This is a genomic window from Paraburkholderia sp. PGU19 (assembly GCF_013426915.1).
Lineage (GTDB): Bacteria > Pseudomonadota > Gammaproteobacteria > Burkholderiales > Burkholderiaceae > Paraburkholderia.
On sequence record NZ_AP023182.1, the window covers coordinates 203392 to 219560 of the forward strand.

Here is a 16169-nt window from a genome sequence, read left to right on the forward strand (position 1 = left end):
TCAGTGTTCTAACGTTACTCGATAGTCTCGCCAGGAACGAAGCATTGAGCGGGAAGCAAAACGCACGAGGCCCCATCGTGTTCGACCAGCTCACAGCAGCGGGCACGATTTTCCTCCGCCGTGCGGCGTCGTGCTCCCTGCGCGACGTTCATGGACTTCAGACATGACCCGATCCAGTCCAGCCCGGAATGTGTCAACCAGACCGCCTGCCCCTCGCCTGTCGGTGCTCAGCCACATACAGATCGCGTCGCTGTGGTTTGCGCTCTTTACCCAATGGATGACGGTCGTTCCGGTGCTCGTGCCGGCACAGGTTGCCGAAATGCTCGGACGTGATGCCGCGTTGAAGGAGGGCGTGGCCGGCTCCGTCATTGCGTCCGGCGCATTCATTGCGATGCTCGTGGCGCCACTGGCCGGGGCGCTTTCAGATCGCTGTTCTGCAAAACAAGGACGTCGGCGACCGTTTCTCATCGTCGGCGTGTTCGGCACCTCGGTCGCACTGATATGGCTTGCTTCATTCAACGGCGCGGGGAGCGTATGGCTGTATGCACTGGCGTTCCTGCATCTCCAATTCTGGTGGAACTGGGCAGCGGGTCCGTACGCCGGTCTGGTGCCCGATGTCGTGCCGAAACAGGAAGCCAACCGCGCGAGCGCGTGGCTCAACGTGATGACCGTACTCGGCACCATCACTGGCAACGTGGTGCTCGTTGCGTTTTATTCTCCGCGTCACCTGTACCCCACGGTTGCCACGTTCATTGCGATCATGCTGCTCTGCCTTTGGCTGACGATTTGCGGCTCGCGCGAGCCGACGCCCGCCGGATCCCGCGAACGGTTCGAGCTCTTCGCGTTCATCCGCTCGTTCTATCTCGATCCACGCCTTCACCGAAACTTCTACTGGGTGCTGGTAACCCGCCTGTTCGGTAACATGGGAATCTGGTCAATCTTCACCTTCATGTTGTACTACCTGCAGGACGTGATCGGCATTCGTCATCCGACCAGTCTCCTGAATGGGCTGCTTGGTGTCGGCGTGGTGCTAGCGATTCCGGCCAGCCTGCTGGGCGCACGACTCGCCGACCGCCATGGCGTCGTCCCGGTTGTCCGCCTGACGAGCTGGATCATGGCCGGGGCTGCAATCGGCTTTGTCCTGCTGGCGTTGCATCCGAACCTGTTGCTGGTGATCACGGTCGGGCTGGTTTTCTGCGTCGCTTACGGCACCTATCAAGCCGTCGACTGGGCACTCGCGCTGCAAGTGTTGCCAGACAATGCGTCTAGCGGCAAGGACATGGGCATCTGGCAAGTGTCGATGGTGCTACCGCAGATCCTCGGCCCTGTCGCGACCGGGTGGATGCTGTCATGGGTCAAGGCGTTTGCCGGCGCCGGACCCGCCTACGTCGCCGCGTTCGCCGTCGCAGCGGGGTGGTTCGTGCTGGCGGCGTGGCTCGTCTCGCGCATCAGGATTGATTCGCGGCAACACTTATCCACCGGCCTTGCCGGGCGAAAATGATATGGCACCCACCTCGCCCATTGCGTTCTCATCCCGGCATCATGACCAGTAATCAATGGCACTGCCCTCGACGTCGACGTTCGCGCAGAATTGTGTGACAAGGTGCGGCGTGGGTGATTGTTCGGCCGGAGCGGTTTCATTTGCAACACTCCCGCTGCTCACGCAGCGATCATTGTGATGCATCGATCGGTTGAATCCGCCAACGTTAAGCGGACGTCGTGGATCTCCTCTATCCCAGCTAAATATCTCAACGACGAGGACGTGACCGGGCGACATATCCATCAACGCCTTATAGAGCAGCAGATTGTCGCCGGGACGAGTCTTGACGGTAAACGCAGTGCCAACCAGCTTCCCGCTGCGGTGATAGCGCGTGAGTCCCACCACGCCCGACACGCGCTGAAGGCTGTCGCTGATGTGCGGCGTCATGACCTCCCGCAGGGCGTCGACGATTTCGGACGACGCCAGTGCAGGCGGCGGATGAATATTGAACTCGAAACTCGGCACGGCAACGCTCCTCATCGGTGACGGATTCATCCCGCAAACGCGCGGGAAAGCATGTGAAGCCGCAGCCAATATCGTGCATGTCGTCCTGTTCTGTACATTCCGAAGATCGGAACGGATCGTTCTGCCGGCCGTATCGAACGTACCGGGTTCTATGGGCGAGACGTCCGCTTGCGCGCCGCAGGTACCTTCCCTGCCTGAACGATTCTGCTCCTGGACAGCGCCTCGATCGCCGTGTCGACGATCGGATTCGCCCGCTCGGTCGACCACGCGACGGCCGTAGTGACGACGGTGACCGACTCCTTGAGCGGCCGGAACACCACATTGTCCGCCGCCATCTTTTTCAATGAGTCAGGCACGAGCGCGATGCCTTGTCCACATCCGACAAACGCGATTTGCGACGCAACCGAGCGCACTTCGTGCAACACGCGTGGCGAAAACCCTGCGCTGCGACAGGTCGCGATGATGCCGTCGTAGTAATTCGGACTGTAGTGACGCGAAAACATGACGAATGCTTCGTCCGTGAGCGAGGCAAGACGCACACGCGGCAGTTCCGCAAACCGATGCGACTTCGGCAGGGCCACCGCGAGATGGTCCTGCTTGAGCGCCAGCGATTGAATCGACGGCCCCTGTTCACCCTCGAGGCGTGCGAATGCGAGATCGATGTCGCCGCGCTCGAGCGCGGGTACGGCTTCCATACTGTCGATTTCTTTGACCGACACGGTCAGTTGTGGAAACTGCGCTTTCAGGCGCTCGATGAAAGGCGGAAGCGTATCGATCATCGCGGATGCAATCGCGCCGATCGTCAATACACCGCTATTTCCCTGCGTCGCTTCCTGTACCGCGAGTTCGAGGCGTTCGAGTTGCTCCGCGAATTTCCGGACGGCCGGCAAGATGGCGGCGCCGACCTGCGTCAGCTTCGCGCCATGCCGTCCGCGCTCGAACAGCTTGACCTTCAGCGCCTGTTCGAGCACCTGAATCTGTTCGGTCAATGGCGGTTGTGACATGCCGAGCCGCTGTGCCGCGCGGCCGAAATGCTGTTCTTCGGCGACCGCCAGGAACAGCCATAGATGGCGGACGAGTCGAAAGTTGATCATGGCATTGATAGCTTCGGCGTATGAAAGTGTTCCGTTCTTCGGAATTTACATATGTGACTCTAACGCCGAGACTGCAGGCTCCGCAACGCCTCCTGTCACGACCATGACGACCCATTCCCTGCTCGACCGGCTTGCCTCGCTGGATTCCAACACGGTTTCTGACACACTCGATTTTCTCGGCCTTCCCGGCGCCACCTTCGGCATCCGGCCGCTGTGGGACTGCCCGCGCATCGTCGGGCGCGCGAGCACGATCCAGCTCGGACCCAAGACCGATGCCGCGCCGGCTGTTCATCTCATCACACCTGTGATCGACGAGATTCACACGGACGATCGCGTTCTGGTCATTGCGGGCGGACTCGAAGGCATTTCGTGCTGGGGCGACATCATCGCCAACGCGGCGACCGCGAAAAAGATCCGCGGCTCGGTGATCGATGGATGCAGCCGAGACATCGAAGGCAGCGAGTCGATCGGCTATCCCGTGTTCGGACGCGGCATCACAATGATCAGCGCACGCAATCGCGCCGCCCAGATCAGTTCCGGCAAGCCGGTGACGTTCGCGGGCGTCGTCGTGCATGAAGACGATTACGTCATCGCGGATCGCTGCGGCACCGTGTTCGTGCCTGCCGCGCGTATCGAAGAAGTGATCGAACTCGGCGAACGGATCGCGAAACGTCAGGACGGCATGGTGAAGGCCGTTCGGGCGGGCCGCTCCGTCGCCGACGTGATGCACGACGAGGAATTCGAAGCCATTTACGTCAAGGAAGCCAAATGAGTGCTGAAGACAAGGAACTCGTCGCTCTCTTCGAAGGACTGGACACGCCCGGTGTCTCCGATGCGATGGACACGCTCGGCCTGCCCGGTCAATGTCTCGGCATCGCTGCACTGGATGACTATCGCAAGACGGTCGTCGGTCCGGCCTTCACGGTGAAGTATGTGAGCGCAGGCACGCCGCCGGGCTGTGTGGGCGATTTCATCGACAATGTCGCGGCTGGCGACGTGATCGTCATCGACAACGACGGTCGACGGACTGCACTGTCTGGGGCGACATCATGACCCAGTATGCAGGCGCGCGACACATCGCGGCGACCGTGATCGACGGCGTGTGTCGCGACGTGGCCAAAGCGCTCGACGACGGCTACCCTATGCTCACCCGCGGACGCTTCATGCGTACCGGCAAGGATTGCGTGCAGGTCGAGTCAATCAATGCGCCAATTTCGATCGGCACGGCACGCGTGAGCGCACGCGACATCGTCGTCGCGGATGCGAACGGCGTTGTCGTCGTGCCGCGCGATCGTGCACGCGAGGTCGCCGCGCTCGCGTGCACCATCGAAGCGACGGAGTCGCAGATCCGCACGCGTATTGCGGATGGCATGACGCTAGGCGAAGCGCGTGCCGCACTCGGCTATCACACCTTGCAGAGGAAACCGTGATGGACGCTTTTGCTCATCGTCTGAACATGAATCTCGCGCGTGCGCAGCCTTCGGCAACCTACCGGATGATGGATCGAGCCGCCGCGCGGCGCGCGAGCGGTGCAAGCGTCATTTCGTTGAGTGCGGGCGAACCCGACTTCGATACGCCTGAACACGTTCGGGAAGCGGCCATCGAAGCGATCCGGGCTGGCCACACGCGCTACACCCAGGTTGCGGGCATGCGCAGCCTGCACGAAGCCGTCGCCGCGAAGTTCCAGCGAGAGAATGGACTGGACGTCGGCTGGCAGGACACCATCGTGTGCAGCGGCGGCAAGCAGGTCATCTACAACGCGCTCGCGGCAACGCTCAACGAGGGCGATGAAGTCATCGTGCCCGCCCCGTACTGGGTGAGTTATCCAGAGATGGTCAGCCTCTGCGGCGCCCAGCCGGTCGTGGTATCGTGCGGCGTCGAGAGCAGTTTCAAACTGACACCGCACGCGCTGTCGCAAGCGATCGGACCGCGCACGCGATGGCTCATCCTCAACTCGCCGTCGAATCCGACTGGTGCGGTCTATACGCGCGATGAACTCGCCGCGCTGGCGGACGTATTACTCGCGCATCCGCATGTCCTCGTGCTGTCCGATGATATCTATGAACATCTGATCTTCGATGGCGTGCCGTTCCATACGATTGCACAGGTCGAGCCTCGGCTCGCCGCACGCACGCTGACGATGAATGGCGTGTCCAAAGCCTACGCGATGACGGGCTGGCGCATCGGCTACGGAACAGGTCCACGCTGGCTGCTCGATGCAATGGAAAAACTGCAGAGCCAGCAGACCTCGGGCGCGAGTTCGATCTCTCAACATGCCGCGCTTGCCGCACTGACTGGCACGCAGGACTGCATTACCAAATCACGCATTGCGTTCGAACAAAGACGAAACCTGGTGGTCGATCTGATCAATGTCGCCACAGGATTGACGTGCTCGAGACCGGGCGGCGCGTTTTATGCATTTGCGTCATGTTCCGCCCTGCTCGGCATGACCACTCCAGCCGGCAAGGTGCTTCGAAGCGACGAGGATGTTGCGACGGCCTTGCTCGACGAAGCGGGCATAGCGACGGTTCATGGCAGCGCGTTTGGCGTCGGCCACTACATCCGCATAGCGTATGCGCTCGACGACGCCGCGCTGACCGACGCATGCCGCATCATTGGATCATTTTGCTCGTCGCTTTCACGAGGTGTTGCCGCACATGGCTGAACTCGAAAAGGAAAACGTAAAGATCGAGGTCCAAGGTGTGGCGCTCGATCTCGCAGTCATGCAGCGCGCGGGCAACCACGTGCCTATTCTCTTTCTGCACGGATTCGGTTCGACGAAGGAAGACTATGCCGATATTTCACGCTACCCGGCCTTCGACGGTCATCCTGTCATCGCTTATGATGCGCCCGGCTGTGGCGCGACGAGCTGCGCGGATATGTCAAAGATATCGGTGCCCTTTCTTGTCGAAACTGCAAAGGCCGTGCTTGCGCACTACCAGATCGATCGCTTCCATCTCGTGGGCCATTCGATGGGCGGACTGACTGCCCTTATGCTCGCCGACGAAATGCCCGAGCGGGTGCTTAGCTTCGTCGATATTGAAGGCAATGTCGCTCCGGAAGACTGCTTTCTCAGTCGGCAGGTGATCGACTACCCTGCTGAGACCTCGCGATCCTTCTTCGACTCGTTCATGGAACGCACATGGCATTCGCCTTTCTTCTCATGTCCGCTCTATGCCGTAAGCTTGCAGCACAAGGTGCGCGCTGAGGCCGTGCCCTACATTTTCCGCTCGATGGTGGAACTCTCGGATAGTGCTGGTCTCATGGACCGCTTCCTTGGGCTGCCGTTTCCCCGGATGTTCATGTACGGCGAGCAGAACGCATCACTTTCTTACCTTCCAACGCTTCGCGAGCACGGCATCCAACTCGCCGAAGTGAGCCACAGCGGACACTTTCCGATGTACTCGAATCCGGTCGAGATGTGGCGATGGATCGCGCACGCTGTCGGGCTGGCGCAGCGCTGACGGGAGAGCGGCGTCGCACGACCGATTGCGGGCGGCGTAGTTGTACCGATCTTCCGTAACCGACCCATACTGCCGTTCGGGCTGCTACATCTCTATTTCCCAATACCAAGAAGGAATTCGCGATCGGACTCAGGCATTGAATTGAGCCATTCCGATTCGGCTCCAGGTTCGGGCAACACCTTACCGTACTCAACCATCTGGGACGGCGGTAACTCCGAGAGATACACCCAAACGGAGCGCTCTTCGGCCCTGTCGCGTTTGCCAAAAGCGTGACGAGAGCTTCGAGCAAGCCCCTCTTCTGATCCGCGCTTCTGCCCGCACGGATCTGTCCTTGGACGAATAACTGATCCGACACGAGCGGTGCTCCGCCGAGGAAGTGATTGCCAGCCGGAATGGCCTGAAAAATCACCTGCGCGAAAAAGCCTTGCGCGCCGGTCGCATCACTGTGTACGCGTGTAATGCCTCGCGCGATCTCTTGCTTCAGCGGATCGGTAAGCCGCCCAGCGGCCGCCATCACGGTATAAGTCGGCATGTTGCTCTCCTGTCGCGATTGCACGCTACGATGTGGATTCGCAAATTTCAAAGTTAGGGCGAGGGATACGCCTCGTCTCTCACGGCCGCGACGCGATATCGCGAGGGATCTGTTTCCGCGCCGGAAAAACGGTGACTCGAAATTAATGCGCCTGGCTATCGACAGATTGTGACCCATTCAGCGTTACCGATCCATCAATCGATACACGTTGATCCCGCTCTCCGTAGAGCACCGTGTGCATCATCGACCGATCGAGCTCCCCCTCCCACGCCGACACCACGACAACCGCTACTGCATTGCCAATGACGTTCACCAACGAGCGGCACTCTGCCATGAAGCGATCGATACCCAGGATGAGCACCATTGCTGCCACAGGGACGGTAGGCACAACTGCTACTCTGGATGACACCGATGCCTCAAACCATGTCGAATCGGCAGGGTTTTCAGGTCATCGGGAAATCCATGAAAAAAGGACCGGACACAACGCATCCAGTCCTTTTACGAACTTGCCCGACGACCGGGCTCAGTTTGTGCGCGCTTTCAGTTTCGCCACCAGGACATCACCGAATTCCGGTGCCGACATCGGCTGCTGACCCGTAATCAGTTCGCGATCGACGACCACGTTGCTGTGCCAGTTCGCGACCGTATCGACATGCGCGCCCGCTTCTGCGAGTGCATTCACTGGGTAGAACTGAACGTCGCCGCCGAGACCGTTCGGGCCTTCAAGTTGCTGCTCTTCACCCGTTGAGAAGACGGTCATGCGGTAACCGGCATACGGCCAGCCTGCAGCGAGAGAATTCGCCTTGCCATCATTGGCGATCATCGATGCGACGAAGGCGTCCGGGTCCTTCAGCGTGGACAGCAGCACGATGGGTCCGTGGCAGATGATTCCAGTCGGACGGCCGCTGTCATGAAAGCTGACCAGGATCTTGCCGAGATTGCGATCCTTCAGCAGATCGACCATCGGGGCGTGGCCACCCGGAATGAAGAGCCCGACATATCCGCCTGTTCCCTCGGCGACCACCGAAGCGAGCGTCTTGGGATGCTTCAGCTGCGCGATGCCTTGCGCGTACTTCAGTGCGTCAGCGCGCGCTGCATCGTCGCCGCCAAAAAACATCTTGTTGTTCGAATTGACGTCCATGACGGGCATGTCGCCCTTCGGGTTCGCGATGACCGGCTCGTAGCCTGCCTCGACAAGCTTGCGATACGGCACGACGAACTCGTTCAGGTAGTAGCCGGTCTCGTAGCGCTTGCCATCGCGCAGGTCGAGCTCATGCGCGCTCGACATCACAACGAGAACCTTGCCGCGTGACTTTGCCGACGCGCCCACCGGCAATGCAAAGGCGGTGGCCATCGCGAGCGCAGCGGCGCCGAATTTAAGGAGGTTCATGATCAGGCTCTTTTGCAATAGGGTGACGGACTTACTTGGCGGTCGTGGCGTTCGACGTGTAGCGCGGCGCGGCCTTGGCGTTCGCGAACCGGGGAGCCAGCGCGCGACGGTCGGCTTCCCACTTCGTCCAGTCGTCACCATCGTGCAGCGTCGGGATGGTCACGAGTTCGCCCTGATCGAGGCCCGCGAGCGCGGCATCCACCACGTCGTCGGCTGTCATCGTGCTCGCGGCTTCCTTTTGCTTCGCATAGCCGGCGACGTCCCAGAACCCGGTTGCCGTCGCTGCCGGCAGCACGGTCTGCACACGCACGCCCTTGCCCGCGAGGTCGCGTTGAAGCGCATGACCGAAGCTCAGCACGTATGATTTCGAGGCGCTGTACACACCGTTCAGCAGCTCGACTGCAATGCCGACCACCGAACTGATGTTGATGATGGTGCCCGAGCCCTTGGCGACGAACGCAGGCGCAACCGCATAGGTGAGACGCGTCAATGCCGTTATGTTCAGGTTGATCATCGATTCCATGGAGTCGACGTGACCATCGAGTACCGATGCGACCGAGCCGACGCCCGCGTTGTTCACCAGCATCGTGATGCGGGGGTCTTCGCGAAGCTGGGTCTCGATTTTCGCGAGCGCAGCCTTGTCGTTGAGATCGGCGGCGATCGTTTCGATCGAGCGGCCCGTCTCTTTCGTGAGGCGCTCTGCGAGAGCGTTCAGTCGGCTCTGGTTGCGTGCCACCAGAATGAGGTCGAAGCCGCGCCTGGCGAGACGGTCAGCGTAGATGGCGCCGATGCCAGCCGATGCGCCAGTGATCAGCGCGAAACCGTTCGTAGAGGAAGTCATTTTCAGTCCTTTGAGTAGGTGGTTGAACCAACAGGGCGTCGGTTCATGAAGCGAATTCTGAGCTCGGCCGCCTACGACCTCAATGCCATATATGCAAGGATTTCGGCCACACGTTCGACCACATTGTTGTCCGTTATGTGCTACCTTCAACGAATCAGGCCATGACTCGCGAGGCATCAATGCATACCGTCGGACTCGTCGTCTATCCCAACTTCCAGTCGCTCGCGCTCGCAGTGGCGAGCGTCTTCGAATACGCCAATCTGCTGCGCGGCGAAGCAGCTTACGAATTCAGCATCGTGTCCGAGCACGGTGGACCTATCGCTTCGTCCCAGGGTTTTTCGGTTCATAGCGAACCACTTGCCAAAGAGGGCTACGACACCCTCATCGTGGCGGGCGACAACGAATGCCGACTTCCCTCGGCTGCGCTGGTGGATTACCTTCGCGAAGCGCCGCGCCAATCGCGACGAATTGCGTCGATCTGTACCGGTGCATTTGTTCTGGCTGCTGCAGGTCTGCTGGAAGGAAAGCGCGCGACGACACACTGGTTCCACGCGCGCGACTTCCAGAAGCAGTATCCGAACGTACAGCTCGAAGAAGATCGCATCTTCGTCGTGGATGGACAGATCTGGACGTCGGCCGGCATGAGCGCAGGCGTGGATCTCGCGCTTGCGATCGTTGAAAACGACTTCGGGTTGGACACCTCGCGCATGGTTGCGCGCAAGCTCGTGCTTTACCAGCGTCGCGGTGGCGGTCAGTCGCAGTTTTCGGCCCTGCTGGAAATGAGCGCGCGCTCAGACCGCGTTCAGATGGCGCTTGCCTACGCGAGCGAGAACCTGGCGAGCGATTTGTCGGTCGAGCGGCTGGCCGAAGCGGCACGGCTCAGTCCGCGTCAGTTCAGCCGCGTGTTTCGTGAGGAAACGGGCCAATCGCCCGCGAAGGCAGTCGAGCGGCTTCGCGTTGAAGCCGCTCGACTGATGATGGAGACGACTCGTCACCCGATCGAGATCGTTGCGAGAGAGACAGGCTTTGGCGACCGGGAGCGGATGCGTCAAGCGTTCCTGCGTGCATTCGGTCAGCCACCGCAAACCATACAGCGGGCGTCGGGTGTCACACCCCTTGCGCTTTAAGCGTAGTTCGCCTTACTGCTCGCCCGGCGTCCACTCCGGGCTATAGCCGCCCAACGCCGGGTGATACATCTCATCCCCGGAATGCTGGGTGAATTCGACGTTGAGCCGGTCTTCACGCAGGCCAAGAATTTCGATGCAATGTGCGCACAGGGCTTTGGCCACATCCATACGCAGTTCGGGCGTCCTGCCCTTTCTGATGTCCAGCATCATGACCGCGACCGGGGTGGGCTCTTCACCGGCCTCGGGAATCCGCCAGACACCGCCATCTCCCAGCTCACGAATCGCGACGCTGATACGCCTGATGTCGACCGACATCATCCGCGCGTAGGTCTCGCTCATCTTCAGCGCCAGGCGCCGCTTGTCTTCCACTGAATAGTGGTCGGTTACGTCGAGTTGCAGGTAGGGCATGGTCGTCACACTCCTTGAAAGCCCCATTTTTCCACTGGACATGGTGCCTCTCCAATGTCAGATGCGCAAGGTTTCCGGACATGCGAGTAATCGCGGTTGCTCGCTGAGGATCACTTTGTAGACGCGGCGGGACCGTTTGCGCGGGCGCCTTCGCATGCGGCACGATGAACCTTATCTCGGAATAGCGAAGCGGCACACCCGACAGCATGAGGAGGACGTGCGAGACGTCACACGCACGAGCGTCCGCTCGCGGCGCGCGTTGCCGCAAAGCCCACGTTCGGTGTGCTGTGGCTGGAACGAGAAAACATATCCGGCGCGAAGCGGGCAAATAGGTCACACGCTCTCGTGCCCGTGGGTCGTGTCGCTCAAATGCGGACATACCGCCCAGTCCGGACTTCGAACCATCTACCCCTCGAATCATATTGACAAGCGTGCATCAAACCACAAATATTGTCAGGAAACTTTGTTGACGCATGGGAATCACGGAGAGCAGCCAGATCATTGACCACCGCCGGCGTCGCCGGCACGACAAGGAGTTGCCGAGATGGAACACGCAATCCGCAAGCGTATTAATCAGATGTTCTTGCGCGACCGGCGCATGGCGCAAATCGCTCTTCTGGCGCTCTGGGTCACTTTGGGCTACGTCTACTTCGCGATGACCGCCCAGACAACGGATACGTCCGTACGCGTCGCGCTCACCATCGGCGTGGGCGCCGTGCTCGTTTTCAACTCCGCATCGATCCTTGCCATGATCCGCCATTACGAGGAAGACAAGGACCACATCTACGGCCTCGACATACGCCACCTGGACGAAAACCGCGCCAGCAAGGCAGAGCTCGCAAGACGCGACGACGAGTCGCTCAATCCAGCCGTCGAGTAAGCGTTCGAGCCTTATTTTCATCGTGTTTCGATGCACCCTCAGTTGCCACGCCGGCAACTGAGCGGTACCCGAATGCCGACCCGCGAGGAAAAACACACTATGGAAACCGATTACGTCCCGCCCATTCAGAAAGGCTTCGGCCAGCTTGTCGACAGCGTCTTTCTCCTCTTGCTCGTGTACTGCAGCCTGCTTGCGCCGCTGTTGCTCAAGGCACCCGACAAGCCACCCGAAGCGCAAACGGCCAAAACGCAGGTGTCGTGGCGAGAACTCGGACAAAACCCGGCGATGGAAGCGCAATGGCGCAAGCTTGGCTACGACGCCGAGCAGGCCAAGCCCATCATTACCACCCGTTTCGACTATCAGATCGAACCCGTCTCGCTCATCGTGACGGCACTCGTGATCATCGGCTATTTCGGGTTCGTGTTGCGTGTGTCGGACAAGCAATATCGGCAGGTGATCGCGGAAAAATTTGGGGAGTGACGTCATGAACTTCTTGCAATGGTCGAGCAATGCCGCGTGGGGCCTGTCGATCCTGATCTTCGCGTGGATCCTCATCGACGCCTTCAAGGTCGGGCGCGACTACAACGACGACTTCCTGATGAGTTCCACGGAAGGCAAGGAATAAGCAAACCTTAGGCATCAACCCGCGGAGGAGCGGCTCATGAGTGACGCAACAGCAGGACAGACAGGCGAGCGCATCGCGTTGCTGAAAGTGTTGGGACCGATTCACGTGTGGGCGCTCGGCGTCGGCATCGTGCTCGTCGGCGAGTTCATGGGATGGAACTTCTCCGTCGCTAAAGGCGGCGCATATGGATCGCTGATCGCATGCTGGATCATCGGCCTGCTCTATACGTGCGTGGCCATGATCGACTCGGAAGTGACGTCCACCGTCGCCGCGGCGGGCGGACAGTACACGCAGGCAAAGCACATCATCGGGCCGCTCATGGCGTTCAACGTGGGGCTCTATCTCGTGATGGCGTACACGATGCTCGAAGCCGCGGATGCGCTCGTGGTCGGCGATCTGATCAAGGCCGTGGCTGCCGACTCAGGCTACGCCAACTTCGACTCGCGACCGTTCACGCTTGTGACGATTGCGTTTCTCGCGCTCCTCAACTATCGCGGCGTGTTTGTGACGCTCACGGTCAACTTCGTGATCACGGCCGTCGCGTTCATCGCGATCGTCGTGCTGTTCCTGGGTGTCGCGCCCTGGCATCCGGGGCAAACGCTGATTCATCACGAACTGCTCACGCAGTTGCCCTATGGGTGGCTCGGCGTCGTCGCCGCCTTGCAGTTCGGCATGTGGTATTACCTCGGCATCGAAGGCACCTGTCAGGCGGCGGAGGAGGTCCGCTCGGCGGGCCGCTCGATTCCGCTTGGAACGATGTGCGGCATGATTACGCTGCTCATCGCGGCTGCCATGACCTGGTATGTCGCCACGGGACTCATGCCGTGGGAGTATCTGGGCCAGGCGGTGACCCCGCTCTACGACGCCGCGCGTCTGTCGGGGAGCAAGTCCTTGCAGACACTGCTGTTCGTGGGCACCCTGTTCTCGGCAGTCGCATCCGCTAACGGCTGCATCAACGACGCGTCGCGAGCATGGTTCTCGATGTCGCGCGACCGGTATATGCCGATGTGGTTCGGCGCCGTGCACCCGCGCTATCGCACGCCTTACCGCGCGATCATCTTTCTCGTGCCGATCGCCATTTCGTTCGCGTTCACGGGCCTGCTCGACCAGGTGATCACGTTTTCGATTCTCTCCGGGCTGCTCGGTTACACGTTCATGTCGATCAATATCGTCAAGTTCCGCCGGCAGTGGCCGCTTGGCAGCATCAATCGCGGCTACGTCCATCCATTCCATCCCATTCCCGCGATAGTGCTGGCAGTACTGTGCACCGCGACTTACTTCGCGACCTATTTGGGCTATGGCGCTTCACTGCTGTCGATCATGGCGTTCTATATCACGGCCTCGATCTGGTTCGCGTTGCATCGCTACAAGTACGTGAAGCGCGGCGATCAGTTCACGATGGACTGGCCACGCCCGAAGAATTATTGATGCGGCCCGCGCCAACATGGAGCGCTTCGACATGCAAACGATGGGCATCGCACTGGCCGTTCTGTTTCTCGCCACGCTTGGCCTGATGTACCGGCGCGATCGCAACGCACTGAGAGCGGAGCGCGGCAAGCTGTTCGATGCTTGCCTCGCGCTCTTCGAGCAGCATCGGCTGAAGCAGGACGCCGTCGCCTGGCCTGCGCTTGCTGGGCGCTATAGCGGGCATGAAGTGCACATCGAGCCGCTCGTCGACGACGTCGCCTTTCGCAAGGTACCGTCGCTCTGGCTGCTCGTCACGGTGAAACGCACATTGCCCATCACGGGTGCCGTCGATCTGCTCGCGCGCGCACAGAACACGGAATTCTATTCACCCGCCGACGGTTTGCCCGTGCGGGTCATGACGCCGCATACGTGGCCTGGCCCAATCACGATCAAAGCCGACAGACCCGCTGCCGAACTTCCGCTTGCCGCGCTCGATCCTCATGTGAAGCGGTTCTTTGCCGACCCGCGCGCGAAGGAAATGCTCGTCACCCGCCATGGCGTGAGGATGGTCTATCAGGCGCATGCCGCAGACCGAGGTGACTATCTGGTGTTACGCCGGGCCGTGTTTCGAGAGGCACGGCTCCCCGCAGCGCTCGTCAAGTCGCTGCTGGATCAGGCCATGCATGTATGCGCCGACGTGATGAAGGGAGGTGTCCATGGGCAAGCGTGAGGCCACACGCAGCAGACGGCCGTTGCACCCTTATCTCGTGCTGGTGGCGGCAGTCCTTTTGCCCGGCGCGGGCCAGGTGATCAACCGGATGCCGATGCGCGCGCTGATCATGATGTTCTTCATGCTGTCGCTAGGGTTTGTCACGATGCAGCTCGCCGCGCCCGAACGGTCTTTTGCTGGACGGCATGCCGGTGGGCTTTTTGTCTACGCCATCGCGGTGATGGACGCGTATTTCATCGCGAGATTGCGGTGGGAGATGTTTCGAAATCGCGCTGTTGCCTGATCGCCTGCATCACGTCTACCTCGCTCTCCGCCTGAATCCAGTTGCTTCGTGAGGGGTAAATGTACTCCCTTCACGACAGCCCTACCTCACCGGTTATACCCCGTCGACAGGATTGAGCATTTGTCCCAGATCGGAAACGATCTTACCTACGGAGACAATGCTGCGTAACTTCAATTCGTCCTGTTCACGAATTCCCACGATGCGCACTCCCCTCCAATTCATACCGTCCATTTCACGGAGTGTCATATGGCAAATTCATGGCGCATCTCAGCGCTCGCGGACCGTCATCGCGCGTTGGGCTCTCAGCTGGAGGACTGGAACGGCATGGGCACCGCGTGGACCTATTCCACGGATCTCGCCGACCATCACGAAGCCATCCGCACCAGAGCGGGACTGATGGATGTCTCCGGCCTGAAGAAAGTGCACTACGTGGGCCCTCATGCCGAGTCCCTGCTCGATTGGGCGACGACACGCGACATCGGCAAGCTCTACCCGGGCAAGTCCGCCTACGCCGCCATCCTCAACGAGGAGGGCAAGTTTGTCGACGACTGCATCGTGTACCGCACGGGTCCCAACGCGTTCATGGTCGTGCATGGAGCCGGCACGGGCTACGAACGCCTGGTGCGTTCCGCGCAGGGCCGTCAGGTCGCCGTGCTGTTTGACGATGACCTGCATGACCTGTCGTTGCAGGGACCGCGTGCTGTCGAGTTTCTGGCGGAACATGTGCCCGGCATACGCGACCTGCCCTACTTCCATCATGTGCAGACACGTCTTTTTGGCCGGCCAGTGATGATCTCGCGCACCGGCTATACGGGCGAGCGCGGCTACGAAATCTTCTGCAAGGCCGCCGATGCCCCGCTGATCTGGGACACCATCCTGCAAAAGGGCGCCGGGTTCGGCATCGTGCCGTGCGCGTTCCTTGCGTTGGACTGGCTGCGCGTCGAGAGTTACCTGCTCTTCTTCCCCTACGATAACTCCGAGATGTACCCATTCGCGGATGAAAAAGCCGGCGATACCTTGTGGGAACTGGGTCTCGACTTTACCGTTTCGCCTGGCAAGACCGAATTCTGTGGCGCGCGAGAGCATTTCCGGCTCGCCGGAAAAGAGCGCTTCCGGATCTACGGTGTCGATGTGGACGCCTCCCGACCTGCGGCTGCTGGCGACACCCTGTGGCACAACGGCGAACAGGTCGGCGTGATCACATGCGGCATGTACTCGCGGCTCACCGGCCGTTCACTCGCCATTGCGCGCCTGAACGTCGCCCAGGCCCGGGAAGGCGTTGCGCTCGATGTGAAAGGCAGTCTCGAAGCCCATGCGAGCGCGGCAGCGCTGCCATTCGACGATCCCGACAAGAAAAAGCGCACGGCAGTCGGGTAAGCCGGT

The 16169-nt window shown here is 60.5% G+C and carries 16 protein-coding genes and 4 pseudogenes; 13 read left to right on the forward strand and 7 right to left on the reverse strand.

The window, feature by feature from the left end:
- The first annotated feature begins 163 nt into the window (after nt 1–163).
- Complete coding sequence (locus H1204_RS41385; protein ID WP_180735885.1) at nt 164–1501, forward strand: MFS transporter; 1338 nt, start codon at nt 164–166, stop codon at nt 1499–1501.
- Nucleotides 1502–1747: 246 nt separating this feature from the next.
- Here the strand turns inward: H1204_RS41385 and H1204_RS53065 are convergent.
- Nucleotides 1748–2020: pseudogene (locus H1204_RS53065) on the reverse strand (RraA family protein); the annotation flags it as partial.
- A 134-nt stretch (nt 2021–2154) separates the two neighbouring features.
- On the reverse strand, nt 2155–3099 hold the full coding sequence (locus H1204_RS41395; RefSeq protein WP_180735886.1) for a LysR substrate-binding domain-containing protein: 945 nt from the start codon (nt 3097–3099) through the stop codon (nt 2155–2157).
- A 103-nt stretch (nt 3100–3202) separates the two neighbouring features.
- Between H1204_RS41395 and H1204_RS41400 the strand changes: the two genes are divergently transcribed.
- The 4 genes and pseudogenes from H1204_RS41400 to H1204_RS41415 all read left to right on the forward strand — a co-directional run bounded on the left by H1204_RS41400 (nt 3203) and on the right by H1204_RS41415 (nt 6563).
- The gene (locus H1204_RS41400) at nt 3203–3871 is read left to right on the forward strand and encodes an RraA family protein (RefSeq protein WP_180735887.1); all 669 of its coding nucleotides are present in this window, start codon (nt 3203–3205) and stop codon (nt 3869–3871) included.
- A pseudogene (locus H1204_RS41405) lies at nt 3868–4529 on the forward strand (RraA family protein). Before H1204_RS41400 ends, H1204_RS41405 begins: the two are co-directional and overlap by 4 nt.
- Nucleotides 4529–5764: a pyridoxal phosphate-dependent aminotransferase gene (locus H1204_RS41410; protein WP_180735888.1), complete on the forward strand. Its 1236-nt coding sequence runs from the start codon at nt 4529–4531 to the stop codon at nt 5762–5764. The pseudogene H1204_RS41405 and the gene H1204_RS41410 overlap by 1 nt, the downstream one beginning before the upstream one ends.
- Nucleotides 5757–6563 carry an alpha/beta hydrolase gene (locus H1204_RS41415; RefSeq protein ID WP_180735889.1) on the forward strand — a complete coding sequence of 269 codons (807 nt, stop codon included), beginning with the start codon at nt 5757–5759 and terminating at the stop codon, nt 6561–6563. Before H1204_RS41410 ends, H1204_RS41415 begins: the two co-directional genes overlap by 8 nt.
- Nucleotides 6564–6891: 328 nt before the next feature.
- Here H1204_RS41415 and H1204_RS53070 read toward each other — a convergent pair.
- From H1204_RS53070 to H1204_RS41435, 4 genes and pseudogenes are all read right to left on the reverse strand, one after another.
- Nucleotides 6892–7272: pseudogene (locus tag H1204_RS53070) on the reverse strand (tautomerase family protein); the annotation flags it as partial.
- Nucleotides 7238–7507, reverse strand: a pseudogene (locus tag H1204_RS52040) (hypothetical protein); the annotation flags it as partial. The pseudogenes H1204_RS52040 and H1204_RS53070, both read right to left, overlap by 35 nt.
- Before the next feature lie 111 nt (nt 7508–7618).
- Nucleotides 7619–8485, reverse strand: a complete 867-nt coding sequence (locus tag H1204_RS41430) for a type 1 glutamine amidotransferase domain-containing protein (protein ID WP_180735890.1) — start codon at nt 8483–8485, stop codon at nt 7619–7621.
- Nucleotides 8486–8516: 31 nt separating this feature from the next.
- A complete protein-coding gene (locus H1204_RS41435) occupies nt 8517–9326 on the reverse strand; it encodes an SDR family oxidoreductase (protein WP_180735891.1) in 810 nt (269 codons plus the stop codon).
- A gap of 179 nt (nt 9327–9505) precedes the next feature.
- Between H1204_RS41435 and H1204_RS41440 the strand changes: the two genes are divergently transcribed.
- Complete coding sequence (locus tag H1204_RS41440; RefSeq protein ID WP_180736280.1) at nt 9506–10453, forward strand: GlxA family transcriptional regulator; 948 nt, start codon at nt 9506–9508, stop codon at nt 10451–10453.
- A gap of 12 nt (nt 10454–10465) precedes the next feature.
- Here H1204_RS41440 and H1204_RS41445 read toward each other — a convergent pair whose 3' ends face one another.
- On the reverse strand, nt 10466–10861 hold the full coding sequence (locus tag H1204_RS41445; RefSeq protein WP_180735892.1) for a tautomerase: 396 nt from the start codon (nt 10859–10861) through the stop codon (nt 10466–10468).
- A 544-nt stretch (nt 10862–11405) separates the two neighbouring features.
- Between H1204_RS41445 and H1204_RS41450 the strand changes: the two genes are divergently transcribed.
- The 7 genes from H1204_RS41450 (at nt 11406) to H1204_RS41480 (ending at nt 16163) form a co-directional block, all read left to right on the forward strand.
- A complete protein-coding gene (locus tag H1204_RS41450; RefSeq protein ID WP_180735893.1) occupies nt 11406–11741 on the forward strand; it encodes a hypothetical protein in 336 nt (111 codons plus the stop codon).
- Nucleotides 11742–11840: 99 nt separating this feature from the next.
- Nucleotides 11841–12221 carry a hypothetical protein gene (locus tag H1204_RS41455; protein WP_180735894.1) on the forward strand — a complete coding sequence of 127 codons (381 nt, stop codon included), beginning with the start codon at nt 11841–11843 and terminating at the stop codon, nt 12219–12221.
- A gap of 4 nt (nt 12222–12225) precedes the next feature.
- Nucleotides 12226–12366, forward strand: a complete 141-nt coding sequence (locus tag H1204_RS41460; RefSeq protein ID WP_180735895.1) for a hypothetical protein — start codon at nt 12226–12228, stop codon at nt 12364–12366.
- Nucleotides 12367–12402: 36 nt separating this feature from the next.
- The gene (locus H1204_RS41465) at nt 12403–13794 is read left to right on the forward strand and encodes an amino acid permease (RefSeq protein WP_180735896.1); all 1392 of its coding nucleotides are present in this window, start codon (nt 12403–12405) and stop codon (nt 13792–13794) included.
- Nucleotides 13795–13825: 31 nt separating this feature from the next.
- A complete protein-coding gene (locus H1204_RS41470) occupies nt 13826–14503 on the forward strand; it encodes a hypothetical protein (RefSeq protein WP_243469077.1) in 678 nt (225 codons plus the stop codon).
- Nucleotides 14490–14786, forward strand: coding sequence for a hypothetical protein (locus H1204_RS41475; protein ID WP_180735898.1), 297 nt, complete (start codon nt 14490–14492; stop codon nt 14784–14786). Before H1204_RS41470 ends, H1204_RS41475 begins: the two co-directional genes overlap by 14 nt.
- 246 nt (nt 14787–15032) lie before the next feature.
- Complete coding sequence (locus tag H1204_RS41480; RefSeq protein WP_180735899.1) at nt 15033–16163, forward strand: aminomethyltransferase family protein; 1131 nt, start codon at nt 15033–15035, stop codon at nt 16161–16163.
- The last annotated feature ends 6 nt before the right edge of the window (nt 16164–16169 follow it).